This window comes from Serratia grimesii (assembly GCF_900186025.1).
GTDB lineage: Bacteria > Pseudomonadota > Gammaproteobacteria > Enterobacterales > Enterobacteriaceae > Serratia > Serratia grimesii.
Genome location: NZ_LT883155.1, coordinates 2,462,914 through 2,485,490, shown reverse-complemented (window position 1 = coordinate 2,485,490; position 22,577 = coordinate 2,462,914). Strand labels below are relative to the sequence as shown.

Sequence of the window (22,577 nt, the reverse complement as noted above, 5' to 3'; positions counted from 1 at the left end):
TACTGCTCCTTTATTTTCCTGAATGACCTACAATCTTTAACTGCCCTTTCAAATGGGTAAATGTACCGTCTTTACTGGCAATGTTGGTGTAGACCTCACCGCGCTCGAAATCTTCAACATGGGTGACATTATCGCCAGACTTAGGCTCGCTCCAGTACACCATATACACCCGTGGGCGTATCTCGACCGCCGTATACTGCACGGTGTCGGTCACCCCCTGAGATGCGGCTCCGATGCCAGTAAAGGTCATGGTTTTGTCATCAGTAAAGTCCAACGTGAAGGCAAACTCACCGAAAGTGACCTGTACGATTTTCCCCACGGCAATAAAGTTCGAATTATTCTTTTGCACCCTAGCATCCTTATTAGATGTGGTGATATTTCCCGCCATTGCCGCCGGTAATATCATTGTCGGCCCCAAGGATATTACTGCTGCAATCCCTGCCATCCGTAATTTTCTCATCGTTCCCTCTTCCCTTTCATAGTTGAAAACAAGAATCATTATTGTTTCAGTGTAGAAGAGGAAATATAAGAATTGTCTCTATTTCATTTTGAGATAAAAGTAACCATTAACTTGCTATGTTAATTTTGTTTCAACGAACAGGAAATAACGAACCATGAGTGCTGATTTTATCTTAATAACAGGAGTTACTTTCGTTAATTGGGGGGATAGTTCGGATATAGGAAGTGTTTAAATCCGTTTTTTTATAAGCTAATAAAAAAGTATTCTTAAAAAGAAGATATCCCTCTCCAGCAGAAAGGGAATGTAATAAGCAGCGATTAATCCCGCAGCCAAGGAGTATAAGTCACGCCGATCAACAAGCCTTCCGGGCTGAGTAAACGGGTCACACGTTGGCCCCACGGCTCTTCACGGTTGGCAACCAACAGGCGATAGCCGCGATCTATCAGCCCTTGCGTCGCCACCGCCATATCGGCAACATCAAACTCCATCCAGGCCTGTGGCACCGGCAAGTCTGCCGGCCATTGATCATTGCCGAAACACGATTGTGCAGCTTGCGCCAGCGGCCAAAGCGCAAAGTGTTTCACCCCTGCCAGTGCACCATGTTCGGTTAACAGATAGTCGGCATTGCCTTCCATTGGTTTAAGGGGCAATCCCAGTGCTTCAACATACAATGCTTTGCTGCTATCCGTCTGCTGAGTAATAGGCCCGAATCCAGCGATAAATAACACACCCAGTCCTGCGAACTGCTGTTCCATGTTCTCTCCTGTTGGGGGTATCAACGCCCCCGGCGCATTTGTGTTGGGGAAAATCCGTAGGCCGCTTTGAAGCGATTGCTGAAGTGGCTGGACGAACTAAAACCGCACTCCAACGCAATCTGCGTCAGTGACAGTACGCTGTGGCACAGCAACCTTTCTGCCTGTTGCAGCCGCGCACGCATCACGAACTGGTGCGGCGCCAAACCAGTATCATGTTTAAACATACGGGCGAAGTGGAATTCACTCAGCCCGGCCTCCGCCGCCAAATCGGCCAACAGCAACGGTTGGTCAAGATGTTGCTCAATATACGCTTTCACCCGCTTGGCGACGGCAGGTGCCAACCCACCTCGCACCTGCGGCAACGTCCAGTGCAGTTGGCTGTAGCGCTGCACCAAATGCGACATCAAGAGGGTTGTCGCGCTGCTGAGCACCAGCTGATTGGCATTCTCCTGCCAGTTGCAGTTGAGAAGAAACTGGCGGAACAGCAGCGTAATCTTTGGATCTTCACCAAACGCACGCTGATCGAGATTAATCGTGGCTGGGCTACGATCCCAGGTTTGCTCCACCACCTGACGCAGGTGCTGATCGGTGCAGTAAAGGTGTACGAAAGATAAATCGCTGCGCACATCCCAGGTGGACTCGTACTGGCGCGGCATAATACAGAAGCGGTCTGGCCCTCCGCCATTTTTCCAACCACCGGGCACTTTCTGATAACACTCATACCCATCTGCAACATACAGACTCAAAGTGTGGTGATCGGCACTTTCCTGAGTAATGCGATCGTTACAGTTGGACCAGGCCGCAATTTCCACACCGGACCCCAGTTGCACACTGTTGTGCAACCGCGCGTTATGTTCCCGCAGTGTTTCAAACGCTTTGTACCTGGACATCACCTAACCCCGCTTTCTTCAATGTTTCCAGTGTAGTGAGTGGTGCCGTGCCACACCAGACGCTGGCCCACGCTTTTGCCAAAAAAAGCGCAAGAATATGCAATTGCGCGCAATGCGCTGAAAGCGCGATAACGTGCCACGACGGATACTGACCCGGTCTATTTTGTCGGAGTCTATTATGAACGCGCTGTTGTACCTTGCCGTGGTACTGATTTGGGGTACCACCTGGATTGCCATTACCTTACAGCAGGCAGGGCCGGTGGCCATTCCTGTTTCCATCAGTTATCGCTTTGTGGTCGCCGCCATAACGATGTTTGTCATTCTGTTATTCATGCGACGCTTGCGCCGTATTGCCCCACGAGACCATTTGTTTTGCATCCTGCAAGGCTGCTGCGTGTTCGGGTTTAATTTTTACTGCTTCTACCATGCTGCAGCCTATATCAGCAGTGGTTTGGAATCGGTGATTTTTTCAATGGCAGTCCTGTTCAATGCCGTTAACGGCATGATTTTCTTTCGCCAACGCCCTAGCCCAAACCTGTTACCGGCGGCAGTCCTGGGCTTAACCGGCATCGTCGCCCTGTTCTGGCAAGATCTGGCAGCCACGCAAATGGCACCAGAGCTGTTGAAAGGCATTGGGCTGAGCGCACTCGGTACCTACGGTTTTTCTCTGGGGAATATGATCAGTGCTCGCCACCAGCGGCGCGGGCTGGATATTCTCTCCACCAATACCTATGCGATGAGCTACGGCGCAGTTCTGATGGCATTGATCGCCCTGTCTCAGGGAGCATCGTTCCAGATTGAATTCAACACTCGCTATATCGGCTCATTGCTGTATCTGGCAATTTTTGGCTCAGTGATTGCCTTTGCAGCCTACTTCAGTCTGCTGGGCCGTATTGGTGCCGGAGCAGCAGCCTACAGTACACTCTTGTTCCCGCTGGTCGCGTTGAGCATTTCAACACTCTACGAGGGGTATCAATGGCACCTGAATGCGGTGGTTGGTCTGTGCCTGATACTGCTGGGTAATCTGGTAATGTTCGCCAAACCCGGCATGTTGAGTGCGTTATGGCGTCATAGGACCGTTTAAGTATCAAGCGCCTTCCTGTAAGGCGCTTGCCCAAACATCAACAATTCCCCATGTGAATTTTTGGCCCCTCGATATAACCCACAAAGAATTAACAATTAATGCGGCACGCCAGAAGTAAGCGTTGACAGTCGTAACGACAAATCAATACAGTTAATACTAAACCGTTACAGTATTGTGGTTTAGTTAAGCCACTTATATCAACTTGTTGGTTTGGAATATGAAAATGAGCAATAAAAACACTCATTTAGGCATAAAGATCTGTGCCGGCGTCACCGTCGCCGTAATATCTTTATCCTCTTCATTGAGTTACGCTGAAATTGTCGATACAGGCAATGATACTCCACAGGAAAAAGGCCGTTATTTAGCCGTTGCCTCCGACTGTGTTGCTTGCCATACGGCCTCCGGCGGCAAGCCATTTAGTGGGGGTCTGGCAATGCCTCTGCCGATGGGGAATATCTACTCAACCAACATCACCCCAGATAAAACCTACGGTATTGGCACGTATTCACTGAATGATTTTAAGAAGGTGTTGCGCGAGGGGATTAAACCCGACGGTTCAAATCTCTATCCTGCCATGCCGTTCCCGTCTTATACCAAACTGACCGATGAAGACATTGCCAATCTGTATGCTTATTTTATGCATGGGGTAGAACCTGTTAATCAACCAAATAAAACGCCCGATTTCCCATGGCCACTTACCATGCGCTGGCCACTGATAGCCTGGAACACCCTGTTTCTCGATAAAGGCGCTTATCACTATAAACCTGATAAAAGCACAGAGTGGAACCGTGGTGCTTATTTGGTGCAGGGTGCGGCGCACTGTGGCTCTTGCCACACGCCACGTGGGCTGGGTATGCAAGAAAAAGCTTATGACGAAAGCCAGGACGGTTTTCTATCCGGTGCGAAAATTGGCGGCTGGGAAGCCTTTAACATCACCAGCGACAAAGCCTCTGGCATCGGTAACTGGTCGCAGCGAGACGTCGTGCAATATCTAAAAACAGGCAATGTCCCGTTTAAAGCCCAGGCGGCCGGTTCTATGGCAGAAGCCATCACACACAGTTTCAGCAAAATGAAAGATGCAGACCTATCTGCTATTGCATTGTATTTGAAGGACATAAAAGCCGTTAGCGATGAGCAGAGCAGACCACGCTCCTCCAAGGTTCAAACAACACAGCAAAACGCAATGCCGGGGGCCAAGATCTACCTGAATAATTGTGCCAGCTGTCATGGCAGAGACGGTGCAGGAACCGCCGACGGCTATTATCCGTCCATGGTCGGCAACAGCGTGGTCGGCGCGACAGACGCCAACAATCTGCTTCAGGTCATCTTGCACGGAGCCGAAGTCAACAATGGCAAGGACCACTACTTTATGCCCGCGTTTGCTGACCAATTAAGCAATGAACAAGTGGCACAACTGGCCGAATATCTGGTGCAAAGCTTCGATGGGCACCCGCTTACGGTGACTTCTGATCAGGTTAAAAAGCTCCGTGGAACCAGCAATTAGGACGTCGTGTTATGAAAAATGAGCGCAAAAGTAAATCCAGCTATGGTTTATCCCGACGGCATTTGCTGAAAAGCACCGCCATCGTCGGGGCCGCCTTGCTGTCGTTCAATACGGCATCAGCCCCACTCACGTCGATTGAGGATAAACCTTCAGCGGGTACCTTTTTTAAACTGGCCCAGCGGTTGACCAACAGACCGGAACTCGATCCGGCATTTGCGACCGCCATGTATTCAACCCTGGCCTCCCACACGGACCACTTTGGCGTCAGGCTGGCGGCATTAGAAAAAAGGCTGGCGGCAAACGGTGCGCAGGACGTGCAATCCTTTATCTCCGCACTGCCCAATGAGGATGAAGATCGGATATTCGCGCTGCTTATCATAGAAAGTTTTTATACCGGTAATGTTGGTCGTGGACGCCAAGCCGTCGTCGTGAGTTACGAAAAGGCCTTGATGTTCCAACAAACCCTTGATGTCACCGTCATCCCAACCTATATCCGCGCCCGACCTAATTACTGGGTTGCTACGCCAAATTTAGATAATTAAAGATCAATAGTGAGTAAAACTATGTCCATTGAATATGATTGCGACATTATCGTCGTGGGTGCCGGTATTCTGGGCGGCGCGATCGCCAATAGCCTTGCCAAACAGCAGCGGTCAGTGATCATTTTAGAGGCAGGCCCGCGCGTTAAGCGCTCGGAAATCCTGGAGGCATTCCGCCAGTACGGCAATAAGTCGGACTATAACGGCCCTTACCCGGACGTCCCTTGGGCGCCTAAGTCCTCCACGGGAAAATATTCTGACGATTATATTGAGAGCGTCGGTGCAATCACTCAAAAACCGGCTTTCCTACGTTTAGTGGGCGGCACGACCTGGCATTGGGGCGGCGCAACCTGGCGCAATTTGCCCAGCGATTTCAAATTGAAAACGCTGTACGGTCATGGCCGCGACTGGCCGATTGATTACGATATGCTGGAGCCCTGGTATCAGCGGGCTGAAGAAGAAATTGGGGTCAGTGGCTCGGATACCGACGACCAGCGAGGACAAGGGAAAACGCCCTATCCTCCGCGATCCAAGCCCTACCCTATGGCAATGCAACCCTGGACCTATCTCACTCGCCAAGTGGCGGAAAAGGTATCAACCGTAAACCATCACTTTGTTGACGAGCCGAATGCACGCGCGACGACGCCATACCAAGGGCGGCCCATTTGTGCAGGTAATAACAACTGCGCACCTATCTGCCCAATTGGAGCACAGTTCTCTGGAGATAAACCTGTCGTATGGGCCGAACAGCACGGCGCCAAACTGTTAGTGAATGCAGTGGTTTACCGTATCGAAAAAGGGCCGGATAACAAGATCACCGCCATCCATTATAAAAACCCACAAGGGGAAAGCACGCGTCTGACTGCACGTTATTTCGTCCTGGCGGCACATGGGGTGGAAATACCGAAGCTGATGTTGATGTCAGACATCGGTAATTCGTCTGATCAGGTCGGCCGTAACATGATGGGCCACACCGGTCGGGCTATCTCTATGCTGGCAAAAGATCCCGTTTGGGCTGGTCGGGGGCCTACCCAACAAGGCAGTATCAACACCTGGCGCGACACGCCACTCCGGCACCAACATGCGGCGATTCGACATTTCCTCGATAACACCGTTCCTAATGAGTTGATCACCCAACACTTGCTGGATCAGGGTATTGTTGGCCCGACGCTCGATCGTTTGATTCGACACAATTCCGCGCGCTATTTGAAGATTGCATCGTATGTTGAAGTATTACCCGACCCGGCAAACCGGGTTACCTTAAGCAATCGGCGGGATGCACTCGATCTGCCCACCCCACGTATCAACTATGATATTGCCCATGAATACACCATGAACGCCATGGCCAGATTGTATAAAGACTATGATCAGTTCAAAAACCTATTCGCCGCGACTGAAGTGCTGAATGATATCCACGCCTGGGTGCCCAGTTCCCATATTATGGGCACCACCATCATGGGGAGCGATCCACGAGACTCGGTGGTCAATCACGAATGCCGCTCTTTCGATCATGCCAACCTCTTTATTACCAGCACCAGCGTCCACCCCAGCTCCACCGTAGTTAATCCGACCCTGACCGGGTATGCGATGGCTCTGCGCGTTGCCGATATTATTAATAAAGAGATTTAATAACGTATGCCCCCGAATGCTGGACAACCGTCTGAATTCGGGGGGCAGTTTCAGTTCAACAGACACAAAATGGCACAAGTAAAAGCGTTGTTTGGTGCAGTTACTTACCTAGTCATGTCGGTGCACTCTAGTGCACCAGTTAACTTTAATTAAGCAAAATCGACACATTAAAAACTGGCATGTTTTCTTTCATCTCTCTTTTAGAGGCCTTGTGTCCCATTTCGCTCGGCACTCCCCTTTGTCGCCAAAACTCGTCATGACTTCTGCGCCAAAGGCTGGCTATAGTGGTTCCGTTTTACTGAAACCCGTCGCCAGTGCACTGGCGGTTATCGCGAACATCCCCTTTTCATCCTAAAGACCAGCACCTTAGGGGCTATACTCAGACTCTGCCGATTTTTCATAAGGACATCAGGATGCTGAGATTCTCTCATCGTTGGCTGTTATCAGCGGCCCTTATTACGTTCGCAACGACCGCGACAGCCGCAGAAACACCAAAATATGGCCAAGAGCTTCAGGGCTTTCACTACCCGTACCCATTGCAACAATTTAGCTTCACCTCTCAGGGACAAACTTTACGCATGGGCTATATGGATGTGCCGCCAGAAGGCAACGCCAACGGTCGCACGGCGGTGCTGATGCATGGCAAAAATTTCTGTGCAGCCACTTGGCAGGAGAGCATTAAGGCATTGAGCAAAGCCGGTTACCGGGTGATTGCCCCGGATCAAATCGGCTTTTGCAGTTCGACAAAACCGCAACATTATCAATACAGCTTTCAGCAGTTGGCACAAAATACTCACGCGTTGCTCAATAACCTGAAAATCAGTAAAGCGGTGATTATCGGCCACTCCACCGGTGGCATGCTGGCGACGCGTTATAGCCTGATGTATCCGCAGGCAGTTGAACGTCTGGTAATGGTAAATCCAATTGGGTTGGAAGACTGGAAAGCTAAAGGCGTGCCGTGGCGCAGCGTTGATCAGTGGTTCGAACGCGAGCTGAAAACCTCTGCGGCCGGGATTCGACAATATGAGTTGAAGACTTACTATGTGGGCCGCTGGAAACCAGAGTATGACCGCTGGGTCGATATGTTGGCCGGATTGAACAATGGGCCAGGCCATCGCGTGGTCGCCTGGAACTCGGCACTGATTTACGACATGATCTTCACCCAACCTGTGTACTACGAGTTTAAAGATCTGCAAACGCCGACCACATTGATGATTGGTACCGCCGATACCACGGCCATCGGCAGTGACATCGCGCCACCAGCGATTAAAGCCACCCTTGGCAAATACAACGTACTGGGCAAGCAGGTGGCGAAGCTGATTCCGCACGCCAACCTGATCGAATTCCCCGGATTGGGTCATGCTCCTCAGATGGAGGAGCCGGCACAATTTAACAGTGCGCTGATTAAGGCATTACAACGCTAAGCATCCGCAAGCTGGATCTGTCGTCCACGCCTGCCTAAACTTTGCGCTACAGACAGCAATAGAAGCGGAGACGACCATGCGACAGATTATTGTTGGCGCGTTTATCAGCCTCGACGGTGTGATGCAGGCCCCTGGCGGCCCACAAGAAGATACGACGGGTGGCTTTCAGTTTGGTGGTTGGACAGTACCTTATTGGGATGACAGCATTGCCGCAGCAATGGGTGATACCTTCTCTCAGCCGTTTGATTTGCTGCTGGGTCGTAAAACATATGACATTTTCGCCGCACACTGGCCACGTATCGAAACCGATCCCAACGCAGAGGGTTTTGAACAGATCAACGCAGAGATTGCCAACACCTTCAATCGGGCGACCAAATATGTGGCTACCCACCACGGTGAGACGCTGACATGGGAAAACAGCCAATGGTTGAGTCAGAATGTCGCCGCACGCCTGCGAGAGATCAAAGCCGGTCAAGGACCGACTCTGGTGGTTCAGGGCAGCACCGAGTTAATCCAACTGTTGTTGTCGGAGGATTTGGTGGACGAACTGCGTCTACTGACCTACCCACTGGTGCTGGGCGACGGTAAACGTCTGTTCGGTAACGGCGCATCACCGGCCGCCTTCAAACTGGTTAAATCCGTTATCTCACCCAGTGGGGTGATCATCGCGCACTATCAGCGCGCCGGTAACATCACCACGGGTTCTTTCGCGTTAGAAGCCAGCGAGGCTAAGTAACGGCTAGACATAAACAAAGTGATCGTTCTGCAACCGGCAAGCCTTGTCATCTGTATCTATTGCCAGACAGAGGTCAACATCAGCGGTAAACCCACGTTCAACCAATTCGCAGGCTGAGCTGCACCGACGCAATACATCCATCGGCAACGCCCGGAAGGTCGCTGCCGCGGCCTGTGCTTCCGGCGATAAATTTCTCTTTGCCAAGTGAGAAATAATCCCTCCCGCCGCAACCCAATCCTCCAGTGCCGGCCGCAAGCGGCCATCCGGCCATTTTTCGCCACAAGGGACCACCAGAATATGTTGAAATGGCGCACAAGCGATGGCCGTCGCTTCAAGATTACGTAAACAACCGCAAAACACGGCCGCCCCTGAATCTCTTGCTTTAAAAGCCAACGCAGAACCATTAGGCGAAGGAAGCACCAGTTTAGTCTGCGGGGGGATCTTTACCAGCGAAGCCGGTGACAAAGAATAGCCTTCACCTTCAAAGCGGCGAGTAGTACTGGCTGTGATAGCACCTAGCCCGTCACCGTACTCCGTTGCCGTGGCATCTTTCCATGGGTAAGGATAAACCGTTGCCCCGCGCGCGGCTGCAACGCTCACACAGCTTGAAAATGACATTACATCAACGATGATGACACAGTCAGCATCACCTGCCATGTGCTCGATGGCGTTTTCTCCCCATTCAAGACGGGTATCGAACTCAAATTGCGAGAAATAACGCATCGACGGCTCCTAAACGGAAAGAAAGGGCCAAATGGCCCTAATTCTGGTAGCGATAAGACTGATGAGAGTATCAGACAAACAAAATAAACGAGGATCAAAATCCCTTACCCTTCACTCACCCATTACCGGGGATCGTGCTATGGTATTAACGGATTTTAGTAAGGAGTGGCCGATGCCGAGATTTATCTCTTTACGCGCATTACGGCGCGTTGCCCTGACAGGAGTTGTTATGAGCCTTATGTTAAGCAACAGTACTTTTGCCAGCTCACTGCCTCTGCTGGCCCCCTCGGCACTGAAGGGACACTGGCAACTGATCGACGCTGAGGACAAGACCGCCACCTGCAACGTTGAACTTAGTGATGACCCCATTGAAGGCACTAATGCCTATCGCTTCACTGCCTCCGCGCAATGCCTGCACCCACTGGCACTTAAAGAATTGCCGGTTGCCTGGCGCCCAACACCGGACGGCATGACACTGACCAATGCCGATGGCAGCATGGTCGCGTTTCTGGCGCTGACCGCGCCAAAACACTATGAAGTGATGAATCACACTGGCAAAGCTCGTTTTACGCTAACACCTCGCCCATAGTCACTGAGTTGTTTACGTGGCGGCAGTGTGACTATTCTGCCGCCTAAGCCCTTTCATTACGCTACTAACAATCCCATTAACGCCCCGCCCGCCAACACCCACAGCGGATGAATACGTTTGCTCATGCTCAACACCGTTGCCAATAGAATAATCACCGCCAACGGCCAACTGGGCGCTGACGCCTCAGCAATCAACACTCCGCTCGCCGCCACCAACCCAACGGTAACCGGCACTAATCCACTCTGCACGCGGCGCCGCCAAGGTTTATCCTTAAAGCGACGCCAGGCGCCCATCACCAGCAACGTGACTATCGACGATGGGCCGAATTTGGCAACGGATGACACCAACAGCCCGGCCCAACCGGCCACATGCCAGCCAATCAGCGGCACGATCATCATATTCGGTCCCGGCGCGGCCTGCGCCATAGCAAACAGTGCACTGAATTCTTGCGCGCTCATCCATTGATGAACCTCCACCACCTGACGCTGCATTTCCGGCAAAATAGTCATACCACCACCGAACGCCAACAGTGACAATTCAGTGAAGATAATCGCCAGCGAAATCAAAACACCGATCATGATGGGCTCCTCCACCACATCAGCAGAATACTCAGCGGCGCCAGCACCAACATGGTCGGGAGTAACGGCAGACGCAGCCAGGCGATGGCAATCAGACTGAGTGCGACAATCCCCAGCGCCAACCATTTACCGCGTAACGGTAACAGCATTTTGATTCCAGTAGACAGCAATAAACCCGCCGCTGCCGCTGCCAATCCGGCAAAGACATGTTGCACATGAGCATCGTTCTGGAACCGGGCGTAAACCATACCCAGACCGACCACTATCGCCGTCGGCGCACTGATCAGCCCCAGCAATGCGCAGAAAGCACCACGCAGGCCGCGAAACTCCATCCCCACGGCCACCGAAAGGTTGATCACATTGCCCCCAGGCAAAAACTGGCACAATCCCAGCAGCTCGGTGAACTGTTCGCCACTCAGCCAACGCCGATCTTCCACCAGCATATTGCGCGCGAGCGGCAATACACCACCAAAGCCAATCAGCCCAAGCATCAGAAAACCCAAGAACAACTCACCATTGCCTGGCGGGGTCGCAAGTTGATCGTTTTTTACCGCATCAGATTCAGACATTGTCCGTTCCACATTGCTTATTGTGATGACTGGTATGATGCGCGCCGCCATGCCATGATGTCTAATGCATTTCGGAAGCAATAAGGATACCTATAAGGTATGGCTATGATCGAACTTCGCCGCTTGCGGGCGTTCGTTACTGTGGTAGAAGAAGGTAATATCACCCGTGCTGCCGAACGCTTATTTATTCAGCAACCACCGCTGACCCGGCTGTTGCAAGGATTAGAAGATGAGTTGGGGGTCAAACTGCTGCAACGCCTGCCACGCGGGGTACGCGTCACAGAGGCTGGCAGCGTGCTATTCAATGAGGCACGAGCCCTGTTGGCGCGTGCAGAACACTTGACCGAAGCAGTGCGCCGCGCAGCTCGTGGTGAACAAGGGCATATTGCCATCGGCTTCACCAGTTCCGCCGCGCTGCATCCGTTTGTACCCAATCTGCTGCGCCGCTATCGTGAGATCCTGCCCGGTATTACCACCCAGTTGGAAGAGGCCGGCAGCGGAGAACTCCTGGACGCGTTGGTGGATGAACGGCTTGACGTTGCCTTTGTGCGTTCGCCGGTGGGAGGCATTCCAGGACTAACGATTGAGCCGGTGTTACGTGAGTCCATGCTGGTCGCTTTGCCGGTCGGGCACCCATTGGCTGTCAACAGTGAGCAACCCCTGCCGCTGGAGGCACTAACCCACGAATCCTTTATCCTTTATCGACGACCTGCGGGCCAGGGTTTATACGACGCTATTCTGGCAGCCTGCCACCGCGCAGGGTTCAGCCCACGCGTCATTCAGGAAGCCCCGCGCCTGCCCGCAACCCTCAGTTTGGTCGGTGCCGGTTTGGGGCTATCCATCGTGCCTGCTTCGATGCGGCGTTTGGGGGGAGATGGCATTATCTATCGGCCGATTAGCGATCGTGCCCAGTTGAGTGCGCCACTTTACCTGGCATTACGCAGCAATCGCGCCTCCGCCATCATCAAACGCTTTCGCGATCTGGTGACAGAGGCGGTCAGTGAGCAGCCGACTGACTAGTCTTGTGTGTCGGTAATACGCGTGAGGTGGATCACCAGGTACAGCAGTTCATCGTTCGACATCTCCATCTGCAGCAGATTCTTCACGTAATCGCGGATCAGTAACGCACCGCGATAAGCATGTGGATATTCTTTGGTTACCTGCTCAAAAATAAAGTCGTCTTTCGATACCACCTGTTGTCCTTCTACCATTCGCTGAATAAAAAACTGCATATGTACCAAAAAACGTGCGTAATTCAGTGAATCGGTGTCGATATTGATGCGAAAGTGATATTTGATGATGTTGAATATATCTTTCAACATCTTCACCGCCAGCAGCGTGTGCTCCATATTTTGCACATCGGTTTGACCATTAACCAAATGGAAAGCGATGTTACCCGCCTCTTCTTCCGGTAGCCTAATGTTCAGCCTCTGGTTGAGCAGTGCCAGCGCTTGCGCCGCTACCGCAAACTCCTGCGGGTAAAAACGCTTTACTTCAAATAACAGCCGGTTTTGGATCGCGATCCCTTTGTGATAGCGTTCAATAGCAAAGCTGATATGGTCCGCCAAGGTGAAGAAAATCTGCTCATTAATCCGTCCGTTGAGCTGTCGATTGGCCTCTGCGAGGATCATCTGCACAATCTCAATATGCTCTTCCGGCGTCGTTTCTATCAATCGCAGGTAATCTCGACCCTTTTGGCCATTTTGCACCACATACACTTTTTCGATCGCGTCAGGATCGAGAATGTCACCCACTTTGCTGTTAAAGCCTATACCCTTGCCCATAACGATAACTTCATTGTTATCACCATCCGTCGATAGCACCAGGCTATTATTGAGTACCTTAATGACTTTCATCGTCGCGGCCATCACCCTTTATTTTTTAGCGTTGCCGGCCACCGGAGGCAATCAGCCGTTGATACCAGTCAAAACTGCGCTTTTTAATTCTCCGCAGATCTTTCAGATCCTGCTCACCCCGGTTGACATAGATAAACCCGTAACGCTTGGCATAGCCCTGATGAGTGCTGACCACGTCTATCGCCGCCCACGGGCAATAGCCGATCAGTTCTACCCCGTCATTGATCGCCAACTGCATCTGTTCGACATGCTGACGCATAAACTCAATGCGATAATTGTCGTCAATTGTACCATCGGCCTGTAATTCATCCGGGGCACCGATGCCGTTTTCAGTAATTAATATTGGCAAATGATAACGTTCAGCGGTTTTGCGTAAGGTTAACCGCAGCCCAACTGGGTCGATCACCCAGCCGTAGCGGGTTTTACCAACAAACGGATTCTCCGCTGCACGGTAAACTCCCGGTTCTCCCAGCATGATTTGCTGATCGCCTGCACGTGCGCTGATGTCGGAGGCGTCGCCGCGGCTGGCGGCAATGGTGGCGGTAGAATAGTAGTTTATCGCTACATAGTCCGGTTTGCCCTGCAGCAACAGCGCCGCATCGCCCGGATCCATCTGCGGAGCCAGTTCACGATCCAGCAAATAACGCCAGGCTAGCGGGTTATAACGACCATGTACCGCCACGTCGAGGAAACTCCAGCAACGAAGTGTCTCCCAGTTGTGGGCAGCGATAGCGTCAAGCGGGTTACAGGTTTCCTGATACATGGAAGTGGTGTTAATCGCCGGGCCGATTTTAGCGCCCGGGCAGCGCTGGTGACATAACGTCATCACGCGGGCCTGGGCCACCAGCATATGGTGGCTTTGCTGATACAACACCCGTTTGGACGGCAACTCGCCCCCTTTAGGCATGCCAATGGCGCCCGGGTGCAAGATCATGGTGTTCTGCTCATTGATAGTCAGCCAATACTTCACCCGATCGCCAAAGGCATCGAACAATACCCCGGCATACTCGACAAAGGCGTCGATGGTGGCGCGATGAGACCAGCCGCCCTGTCGTTCCAGTATATAAGGCAAATCAAAGTGATACAGCGTCACTACAGGTTCTATACCCTGACTCAAAAGCTCATCAATCAATTGACGGTAAAAATCCAGCCCGACAGCGTTGATCTCACCCGTGCCATTAGGCAATACCCGCGACCAGGCGATCGAAAAACGGTAGGCCTTTAACCCGAGTTCGGCAAATAACTTAACGTCCTCGCGAAATCGGTGGTAGTGATCGCTGGCGACCTTAAAATCAGCGGTCTCTTTCGGATGATCGAGCATGTCCACGATCGATGGGCTTTTACCATCTTCGTCCCAGGCGCCCTCCACCTGATAAGCTGAAGTGGAAGCCCCCCACAGAAAATTTGCAGGGAAATCATTCAGTCGTTGATAAATCATGCTTGCCCCTGTTTCGCATTGTTGAGAGTGATAATCTGCTCGCCAAAGCCCACAGAACCAGGCAGTCGACAACTCAATTGTGGAAATGCCTCACTGTTGACCACCAATACCGGCGTGGTGACGTCATACCCCAGATCGGTGATGGCCGTCAGATCGAAACACACCAATTCGTCCCCGACCCTGACCCGATCGCCAATCTGCAAGGTAGAACTAAAATGCTGACCGGCTAGATTGACGGTATCAATGCCGATGTGCACCAGCAGTTCGACGCCGTTGTCACCCTTGAGCCCGACCGCATGTTTCGACGGCAGGAAGGTCACGACCTCGCCGTCAAGCGGTGCGCGTAGCACCCCTTCTTGCGGCCGTATAGCGACACCCTGGCCCAATAATCCCTGAGAGAAAACATCGTCATTCACCTGATCCAACGCCACAAGTTGACCGGACATTGGGCTGAAAATCTGCAGTTCTCCGTCAATGAGTGGCTCTGCTGTCTTAACGTCTTGCTCATCGACCGGATCCTCAAAACCCAGTATCCAGGTCAGTGCAAAGGTCACCACAATAGCGATGGCGCAGGTAATCAATGCATGGACGATATTCATCGGGTTTTCGCCAATGAACGCAGGGAGTGCAGCAAGCCCAGGGGAGACAAAGGCATAGCGAACCAGCCCGCTCAAACCGGCATAGATGCCTGCACAGCCCCCGCCGATCATCGCCGCAATCAGCGGCTTGCGCAGCTTGAGCGTAACGCCATACAACGAAGGCTCGGTGATGCCCAACAGCGCGGTGAAACCGGCAGAAGACGCCAGTTGGCGCAGGTTTTTATTTTTAGTCCGAAAAGCCACACACAAAGTTGCCGCGCCCTGTGCAATGTTAGATGCCAACATGCCAGGTCCATTGATCATTTCAAAACCGTTCTTACTCAACTGACCAGTGGCGATCGGCGTCATGGCCCAGGCGGTGCCGGTGATCACCAAGAAAGGCTGTAATCCCCCCATCAGCATCGGAATCAACCAACTGGCTTTACCGTCAACGATTGCCGCACCAGCCGCAACCAGGTCATTAAGGAAAATGCCAAACGGCCCCACCACCACTAACGCCAGCGGTGCGGTGACCAATAAGATAATCATTGGCTTGGTGAAAAACTTGATCATCGTCGGTGAGACTTTCTCGGCAAAGCGCTCGATATAAGACATCAGCCATACGGTGAAAATAATCGGCAGCACTGAGCCTGCGTAATCTGCCAAACGCACAGGAACGCCGATAAAATCAATCGCCGTGCCTGCCGCCAGCATTTGTGCCAGATTGGGGTGCAGCAACACCCCGGCGATGGTCATTGCCAAGATCGGGTTGCACTCGAATTTGATCGCCGCCCCATATGCCAGCAGCACCGGCAGGAAGAAAAAGGCCGCATCGGCTATGGTGTCTAGCAGATGATAGGTCGGGCTGGCAGCATCTATCACCCCCGTCAGCTTGAGGATCGCCAGCAGCGCTTTTATCATCCCCGCCCCGGTAATCGCCGGGATCACGGGAGTGAACGTAGTAGATATCACGCTGATAATCTGCGAAATGACCCCACCTCGTGCCTGAGATGTCTTTTCGCTTTGACGGCCACTGAGATTGCCAATTTCTTTTTGTAGCGTGCGGAAGGTTTGTTGCACGTTGTTGCCGATCACGATCTGGAACTGGCCACCGCGTTCCACCACGCTGATCACCCCCGGCAATGCCTCAATAGCCTTCGCCTTCACCTTGCTGTCATCATTAAATTCCATACGCAGACGGGTGGCACAGTGTGTCAGTTTGCTGACATTACCCTTGCCACCGACCCGCGCCAGTATTTCTAACCCCAGCTGTTTGTAATCCATCATGTTTCCCCGGTAAAAAAGCAAAAAAAAGACCAAAATCAAAATGCGCCTCATCGCAATGAGAGGTGCATTCCTATTTTGGTCTTGCCTGCCTGAGCAGTAACACGCCGTAATAAAAATGTCTGGCGATCGCTAAGATCGCGGCGAAAGTATCGTCATAGTTGTGATTTTTCGGCAATAGCCTGCGTTAAGCTTTGTGATTGACATCACTAATTTTCGGAAATGCACTGCAATGTTGTTCGCCACGCCCCACGTGAACATATCGAGGTTGAACTAACCGATTAAAATAACACCAACAATAAAAATCTCGGCCTAATGGGTTAATTCCGTTTATGATTTATTTAATAAAAATGTAATTAAATTGATAACGATAGATTATTATTTAAAAACAAAATCAATAATTACAACCACACTCAATTGGTAACATAAACAAATAAATTATTCGCTGCGAACGCAGCTTAACCCACTATGATTTAACCGTCACCGAACATTTCAAACTCAGTAATCAACACTGGTAGACAATAAGAAACCGATAAACCAAGCCGGTATTTTGGCAGGCAGTCTATATTGGAGAAAGTTATATGCTATCGCGTCGTGATATATTAAAAGCCTCTGCGCTCAGCGCAGCGGCAGCCAGCGTCATGGGTGGTATGATTAAATCTACCAGCGCCGACGAACATCGTAATATTGTCCCACCCAGTACTTTCCAACCCACAGCCGATGCGCAAAACGTTTATAAGTATGTCTTTGCCAACAGTAAAAAGCGCAGCCTGCCCAACGGTTGGGCCAGAGAGGCTACCGTCGAACAGTTCCCGATTTCTGAAGGTGTTGCCGGGGTTGATATGACACTGGAACCAGGCGGTGTACGTGAACTGCACTGGCACGCCATTGCCGCCGAGTGGGCATTTATGCTGGAAGGCCATGCGCGCATCACCATCATCGACCCGGAAGGAAAGTGCGAAGTGGCGGATTTCGGCGCAGGTGACGTCTGGTATTTCCCCAAAGGCTACGGACATTCGATCCAAGCGCTGGCAGACGGCGCGCACTTTGTCTTGACCTTTGATAACGGCCATTTTTCCGAATTCGGTACTTTCAGCATTACCGATTGGGTAGCGCACATGCCCAAAGAAGTGTTGGAAAAAAGCGTCAATATGCCGGCATCGGTATTTTCCAAAGCAAAACAGGGTGAGGCCTATATTGTCGGCGGTTCAATCCCCCCAGCTCTCCCTCTGCCCGCCAACGACGGCGGTTTGAATAATGCCCCGTTGGCTCATCGTTATGAATTAATGAAACAAAAACCTTTTTTTGAAAATGATGCAGGCAGCGTTCATTTAGTATCGTCAAAAGAATTCCCAATCTCAACCACCATGACCGGCATTATAGAAATCGTCAAGCCCGGTGCCGTGCGGGAATTACATTGGCACCCCAATGCCAATGAGTGGCAATACTATATTTCCGGCAAGGGTCGCATGACTGTATTTAGCTCACACGGCCACGCGCAGACCGCAGAATACGCACCCACCGACGTTGGTTATGTCCCGCAAGGTTTTGGCCATTACATTGAGAATATGGGTGATGAGGATCTAAAGGTGTTAATTGTATTGGATAACGGTATTTACCAGGATATTTCGCTGTCTGACTGGCTGGCAAAAACCCCGGCCTATCTTCTGGCAGATAACTTCAATAATCAGATTGCCGACTGGCAAGATCGCCCCAAGGATAAACTGGTGATGTCTCGACGCAGGCGTTGATGGATAGCGAGGGGGAGCAATCCCCCTCGCCAACGGCTACTGTTTACGCTGTTCCGCGACCTGCTTGGCCGTTACCTTTCCTTGTTTTTCACCAAATTGACCAACCACGTAGTTGGCTACTGCAGCCACTTCCTCATCCGAATATTGAGCGCCAAAATCCGGCATAAATTCGTGCTGTTCACCGATACTGATACGCGTACCTTTGAGTATTGCCTGCACTACGCTGCGGCCCTGTGGATCGTTTACTGCGGTGCTGCCGACCAAAGACGCATATTTACTCTGGCGGCCTGTACCGTTCCACTGATGACAACCACTGCAGTCTCCCGCAAACAAGCGGCGCCCCAGCGAATCCTCTTGCCCACCCGGTAATACCGCACTTGAGGATGACGCTCCTTTCGGCTGTAGGTTTACCGTACTGGCACTGTCGGTGGCGATAGGTTCGATATAGCGCAGGTATTTCACCAGCGCCTGATTATCCTCCGGCGTGAGGTACTGCAGGCTGTTTTCTACTGCTTCGGCCATCGGGCCGGAAGCACTGCTACGACCTTCCGCATGACCGGTTGCCAAATACTGCGACAGTTGCTGCTCACTCCAGCCCCCAATACCTGTTTGTGGGTCCGGCGTAATATTGCCTGCAAACCACCCTTGGATCACCTCACCGCTGAGGTTTTTACTTTGATTAATACCAAAGCCCAGGTTGCGTGGCGTGTGACATTCACTGCAGTGCCCCAGCGCAGTTGCCAGATAAGCCCCACGGTTCCACTGTTCATCCTGATTCAGGTTAGGTTCAAAACGTTTTTCATTGAAGAATGCCAGGTTCCAGAACTTCATGCCCCAGCGTTGGTTAAACGGAAACGACAATCCATTTTGCGGATTAGCCTGCTTCACCGGTGGCAGGCTAAACAGGTAGGCTTTGATCGCCAACACATCGTCGCGGCTCATGGCAGTGTATGAGGTGTAAGGCATGGCAGGATACAGATTACCCTGCGGCCCAACCCCTTCACGCACCGCACGCACAAACTGATCGTCGCTCCAGCCACCAATACCGGTTTCTGCGTCGGCGGTAATGTTGGTGCCATAAATTGTGCCGAACGGCAGCTTAAAGGCAAAGCCACCGGCAAAGGGTTTACCGCCAGGCGCCGTGTGGCAAGCCACACAGTCGGCGGCACGAGCCAGATACTCGCCACGCGCTAATTTATCGCTTATCCCCGCAGGTGCACCGGCGATAGGTGCTACGGGCTCGGGGCCGACCGGGCGTAACAAGGTATAGAGCGCGTAACCGCCTGCTAACACCACTACCGCGACAATTAGCCATAACAGCCATCTCAGGGCGTTGCTCATGGGTTTCTCCCTTAATCCAACGCCTTGGCGGCCTGGTGGATGGCGGCGCGAATGCGCACGTAGGTAGCGCAGCGGCAAACGTTACCGCTCATCGCCGCGTCAATATCTGCATCGCTCGGATTTTTGCTCTGGGCCAGCAGTGCACTGGCACTCATAATTTGACCGGATTGGCAGTAACCACACTGCACTACGTCCAGATTGACCCAAGCCGCCTGCACCGCTTTGCCCGTCGGCGTCTCGCCAATCGCTTCAATGGTGGTGATTTTCTTGCCTTCTGCGGCAGAGACCGGTGTCATACAAGAACGCACCGGCACGCCGTCCAAATGGACGGTACACGCGCCGCACATCGCAATGCCGCAACCAAATTTGGTGCCGGTCAGCCCGGCTTCATCACGCAAGAACCACAACAGAGGCATATGGGGATCGCCATCAAACGTCAGCGGTTGGTCGTTCACGGTTAAAGTTATCATGCTGTTCTCCTTGATCAGACGCTGGCGTCGCGGTTCGGTCGATGTAAAGGCAGACTCAGCGAAGTTCGGGGCCGCCCGAGCAACGCCAACGCATTGCCAACCGCAGGTGCAATCGTTGGTACACCTAATTCACCCACGCCGGTAGGTTTCTCGGTTGAAGGCACAATAATCACTTCTATTTCCGGCATTTCATCAATGCGCAGTGGGCGGAAATTGTTGAAGTTGGATTGTTCAATCACGCCATCTTTCAATGTGATGTTGCCGTACAGCGCCATGCTCAAGCCATAACCGATGCCACCCTCAATCTGTGCACGAATCACATCGGGATTCACTGCCACGCCGCAGTCCACCGCACACCACACCTTGTGTACACGTGGAATACCGCCTTCGCCGATAGAGACCTCGGCTATTTGCGCCACCCGGGTATCGAACGCCTTGGCAACACCTACACCACGCGCTCGACCATCCACCACTTTCGCGCCTTGCCAGTTGGCCGCTTTCGCTACCGCCCGTAACACGCCGGCCTCACGCGGCGCATCCCCCATCAACGCCAAACGCCCTTCCACAGGATCCTGCCCAGTCTCCTGTAGCAGTTGATCAATAAAACTTTCCACCGCATGGCCAGTGTGAGTACTGGCGACCGATCTCAATGACGTCGTCGGCACCTTGCCCGGTACGATATGTGCGTCGCAGCGGAAACTTTCAAAGCTATAAGGCACCTCGCTGGCGCCTTCAACCATCATCTGGTCGAGGCCATTAACCACCAGTGCCGTCATCGCGCTGTTAAGCGTCCAGGAATGACCGACGATGGTATCGCTCCAGGCCACCACTTTACCGCCACGGATCGCACCACGTAACCGGTGCAAAATCATCGGGCGATACCACCCATTGCGAATATCATCTTCACGCGTCCATACCACCTTTACTCCGTGACCTGGGCCAATGGCTTTGGCTGCTGCCGCCATATCCGCTGCCAGATCCGGCCCCAGCGTCGGGTTGCCCAAATCGATACGTCGTCCAAAACTGCCGCCCGCCAAAATGGTTTCAATTTCTACCTTGTCCGGTGGCAGTTGGAACAGATCGCACAGCTGTTTATGATCGAGGGTTTGGATCTGGCAGCCATAACGTGCCTTGACGCTTTCGCCATCCCAGAACAGGTAGCCGTCCAGTGGCTCCATCGGCGCATGGGCAACATACGGGAAGGTATATTCAGCTTCGATGACCTTATCGGCTTTATCAAAAGCATCATCCGGATTGCCGTGGCTTTTCGCTACAACGCCGGTCTTCTGGGCCACCTGTCGGAACTCAGTAAAGATCTGTTCAGTGTTGCGGCGTTCAGCTTGCGAGTCGTCCCATTCCACCTGCAACTTTTCACGTCCCTGGATCGCCGCCCAAGTGTTTTTGGCGTACACCGCTACGCCGGTATCGGTCAATTTCACCGTAACCACACCCGGCACTGCCAGCGCCTGGCTGGCATCAAATGAGGCCACTTTACCACCGAAGCGCGGCGGCTTTTTGATGGTCACCGTCAGCATGTCCGGCTCATGAATATCCTGAGTAAATTGCGCAGTACCGTTGGTCTTCGCCAATGAATCCACCCGGTGCAGGCCACTGGCCTTGCCGATCAGGGTAAAATTGGCGGGATCTTTCAGTGTCAATGTAGCGGGATCGGGGGGTGGCAGTTGACTGGCTAACACGGCAAACTCACCGAAGCCCGCTTCACGTCCACTGGCCGCGTGGCGGATCTTGCCCGCCTGCACGGTAATTTCCTGCGCCGAGGTTTTCCAACTTTGCGCGGCGGCCTGAACCAGCATCGCCCGCGCCATGGCGCCCATGCGACGCATCTGCTCATAGGCATTAGCTACCGAGCTGGAGCCACCGGTGCCCTGGAAACCGAACGACAGATTTTTGTAGACGTTGGTGTCAACCGGCGCGGCAACGACCCGCACCTGTGCCCAGTCAGCGTCCAACTCTTCGGCGACCAACGTTGCCATGCCGGTATATACGCCCTGACCCACCTCGGTATGTTTACTGATCACAGTGACAATGCCTTCTTGGTCAATCTGCACAAAAGCATTGGCTGCATGAGGATTGATTTCAGGCGCGGTAGCCGATGATGAGCGGGCCAGAGCGCCGGTAGACGGCAGATAGGCACCGATCACCAACGCACTGGCGCCGACGATAAAACGCCGCCGGGTAAGCGGGACTTCGGGTAGATTCATTGCTCATAGCTCCAAAATGCCGATCAACCTTAATCAATGCGGCGAAGTCATTCTTTTTATACGCACCGTCTGCATGCACCAGCACAACGGACTAATAGTTAGCGTAGTCTATTATTTTGTCTATTTAACATTCAGGCGGGGTTTTCTGTGGTGGATT

General features: G+C 52.4%; 21 protein-coding genes. 9 read left to right on the top strand and 12 right to left on the bottom strand.

Annotation, left to right across the window (positions count from 1 at the left end; genetic code table 11):
• Nucleotides 1-10: 10 nt before the first annotated feature.
• From SGBXF1_RS11765 to SGBXF1_RS11755, 3 genes are all read right to left on the bottom strand, one after another.
• Nucleotides 11-349 carry a MoaF-related domain-containing protein gene (locus SGBXF1_RS11765; protein ID WP_037415903.1) on the bottom strand — a complete coding sequence of 113 codons (339 nt, stop codon included), beginning with the start codon at nt 347-349 and terminating at the stop codon, nt 11-13.
• Nucleotides 350-777: 428 nt separating this feature from the next.
• A complete protein-coding gene (locus SGBXF1_RS11760; protein WP_186428422.1) occupies nt 778-1,215 on the bottom strand; it encodes a VOC family protein in 438 nt (145 codons plus the stop codon).
• A 20-nt stretch (nt 1,216-1,235) separates the two neighbouring features.
• Nucleotides 1,236-2,105 carry a helix-turn-helix domain-containing protein gene (locus SGBXF1_RS11755; protein WP_061806172.1) on the bottom strand — a complete coding sequence of 290 codons (870 nt, stop codon included), beginning with the start codon at nt 2,103-2,105 and terminating at the stop codon, nt 1,236-1,238.
• Between the two features lie 178 nt (nt 2,106-2,283).
• Between SGBXF1_RS11755 and SGBXF1_RS11750 the strand changes: the two genes are divergently transcribed.
• The 6 genes from SGBXF1_RS11750 to SGBXF1_RS11725 all read left to right on the top strand — a co-directional run bounded on the left by SGBXF1_RS11750 (nt 2,284) and on the right by SGBXF1_RS11725 (nt 9,021).
• The gene (locus SGBXF1_RS11750) at nt 2,284-3,189 is read left to right on the top strand and encodes a DMT family transporter (RefSeq protein ID WP_186428421.1); all 906 of its coding nucleotides are present in this window, start codon (nt 2,284-2,286) and stop codon (nt 3,187-3,189) included.
• A 223-nt stretch (nt 3,190-3,412) separates the two neighbouring features.
• Nucleotides 3,413-4,693, top strand: a complete 1,281-nt coding sequence (locus tag SGBXF1_RS11745; protein WP_186428420.1) for a c-type cytochrome — start codon at nt 3,413-3,415, stop codon at nt 4,691-4,693.
• A gap of 11 nt (nt 4,694-4,704) precedes the next feature.
• A complete protein-coding gene (locus tag SGBXF1_RS11740) occupies nt 4,705-5,235 on the top strand; it encodes a sugar dehydrogenase complex small subunit (RefSeq protein WP_186428419.1) in 531 nt (176 codons plus the stop codon).
• A gap of 21 nt (nt 5,236-5,256) precedes the next feature.
• Nucleotides 5,257-6,861, top strand: a complete 1,605-nt coding sequence (locus SGBXF1_RS11735; RefSeq protein ID WP_037414979.1) for a GMC family oxidoreductase — start codon at nt 5,257-5,259, stop codon at nt 6,859-6,861.
• A gap of 413 nt (nt 6,862-7,274) precedes the next feature.
• Nucleotides 7,275-8,285: an alpha/beta fold hydrolase gene (locus SGBXF1_RS11730; protein ID WP_186428418.1), complete on the top strand. Its 1,011-nt coding sequence runs from the start codon at nt 7,275-7,277 to the stop codon at nt 8,283-8,285.
• A 76-nt stretch (nt 8,286-8,361) separates the two neighbouring features.
• On the top strand, nt 8,362-9,021 hold the full coding sequence (locus tag SGBXF1_RS11725) for a dihydrofolate reductase family protein (RefSeq protein WP_130380600.1): 660 nt from the start codon (nt 8,362-8,364) through the stop codon (nt 9,019-9,021).
• Between the two features lie 3 nt (nt 9,022-9,024).
• Here SGBXF1_RS11725 and SGBXF1_RS11720 read toward each other — a convergent pair whose 3' ends face one another.
• Complete coding sequence (locus SGBXF1_RS11720; RefSeq protein ID WP_186428417.1) at nt 9,025-9,744, bottom strand: 2-phosphosulfolactate phosphatase; 720 nt, start codon at nt 9,742-9,744, stop codon at nt 9,025-9,027.
• 229 nt (nt 9,745-9,973) lie between these two features.
• On the opposite strand from SGBXF1_RS11720, the gene SGBXF1_RS11715 reads away from it, so the two are divergent.
• Nucleotides 9,974-10,333, top strand: a complete 360-nt coding sequence (locus SGBXF1_RS11715) for an AprI/Inh family metalloprotease inhibitor (protein ID WP_186428416.1) — start codon at nt 9,974-9,976, stop codon at nt 10,331-10,333.
• Nucleotides 10,334-10,389: 56 nt separating this feature from the next.
• Here SGBXF1_RS11715 and SGBXF1_RS11710 read toward each other — a convergent pair whose 3' ends face one another.
• The gene (locus SGBXF1_RS11710; RefSeq protein ID WP_037414968.1) at nt 10,390-10,911 is read right to left on the bottom strand and encodes a chromate transporter; all 522 of its coding nucleotides are present in this window, start codon (nt 10,909-10,911) and stop codon (nt 10,390-10,392) included.
• Nucleotides 10,908-11,480, bottom strand: a complete 573-nt coding sequence (locus SGBXF1_RS11705) for a chromate transporter (protein ID WP_061806163.1) — start codon at nt 11,478-11,480, stop codon at nt 10,908-10,910. Before SGBXF1_RS11705 ends, SGBXF1_RS11710 begins: the two co-directional genes overlap by 4 nt.
• 99 nt (nt 11,481-11,579) lie before the next feature.
• Here SGBXF1_RS11705 and SGBXF1_RS11700 point away from each other — a divergent pair, with 99 nt between their 5' ends.
• Nucleotides 11,580-12,500 (top strand): LysR family transcriptional regulator, encoded by a 921-nt coding sequence (locus SGBXF1_RS11700; protein ID WP_186428415.1) that lies wholly within the window; start codon nt 11,580-11,582, stop codon nt 12,498-12,500.
• On the opposite strand, the gene licT is transcribed toward SGBXF1_RS11700, so the two are convergent.
• The 3 genes from licT to SGBXF1_RS11685 are packed head-to-tail and all read right to left on the bottom strand — an operon-like array spanning nt 12,497 to nt 16,636.
• Nucleotides 12,497-13,336 carry a BglG family transcription antiterminator LicT gene (gene licT / locus SGBXF1_RS11695; protein WP_061806255.1) on the bottom strand — a complete coding sequence of 280 codons (840 nt, stop codon included), beginning with the start codon at nt 13,334-13,336 and terminating at the stop codon, nt 12,497-12,499. The two genes, SGBXF1_RS11700 and licT, sit on opposite strands and share 4 nt — an antisense overlap.
• Before the next feature lie 25 nt (nt 13,337-13,361).
• Nucleotides 13,362-14,774 carry a glycoside hydrolase family 1 protein gene (locus SGBXF1_RS11690; RefSeq protein ID WP_186428414.1) on the bottom strand — a complete coding sequence of 471 codons (1,413 nt, stop codon included), beginning with the start codon at nt 14,772-14,774 and terminating at the stop codon, nt 13,362-13,364.
• Nucleotides 14,771-16,636, bottom strand: coding sequence for a beta-glucoside-specific PTS transporter subunit IIABC (locus tag SGBXF1_RS11685; protein ID WP_186428498.1), 1,866 nt, complete (start codon nt 16,634-16,636; stop codon nt 14,771-14,773). The genes SGBXF1_RS11690 and SGBXF1_RS11685 overlap by 4 nt, the downstream gene beginning before the upstream one ends.
• Nucleotides 16,637-17,217: 581 nt before the next feature.
• Between SGBXF1_RS11685 and SGBXF1_RS11680 the strand changes: the two genes are divergently transcribed.
• The gene (locus tag SGBXF1_RS11680; protein ID WP_037414958.1) at nt 17,218-18,387 is read left to right on the top strand and encodes a cupin domain-containing protein; all 1,170 of its coding nucleotides are present in this window, start codon (nt 17,218-17,220) and stop codon (nt 18,385-18,387) included.
• Nucleotides 18,388-18,423: 36 nt separating this feature from the next.
• Here SGBXF1_RS11680 and SGBXF1_RS11675 read toward each other — a convergent pair whose 3' ends face one another.
• From SGBXF1_RS11675 to SGBXF1_RS11665, 3 genes are read right to left on the bottom strand one after another with little or no spacing between them, the layout of a single operon-like run.
• A complete protein-coding gene (locus SGBXF1_RS11675) occupies nt 18,424-19,728 on the bottom strand; it encodes a c-type cytochrome (RefSeq protein ID WP_186428413.1) in 1,305 nt (434 codons plus the stop codon).
• 11 nt (nt 19,729-19,739) lie between these two features.
• A complete protein-coding gene (locus tag SGBXF1_RS11670; RefSeq protein WP_012145048.1) occupies nt 19,740-20,198 on the bottom strand; it encodes a (2Fe-2S)-binding protein in 459 nt (152 codons plus the stop codon).
• Nucleotides 20,199-20,212: 14 nt separating this feature from the next.
• Nucleotides 20,213-22,420: a xanthine dehydrogenase family protein molybdopterin-binding subunit gene (locus SGBXF1_RS11665; RefSeq protein WP_061806157.1), complete on the bottom strand. Its 2,208-nt coding sequence runs from the start codon at nt 22,418-22,420 to the stop codon at nt 20,213-20,215.
• Nucleotides 22,421-22,577: the final 157 nt, after the last annotated feature.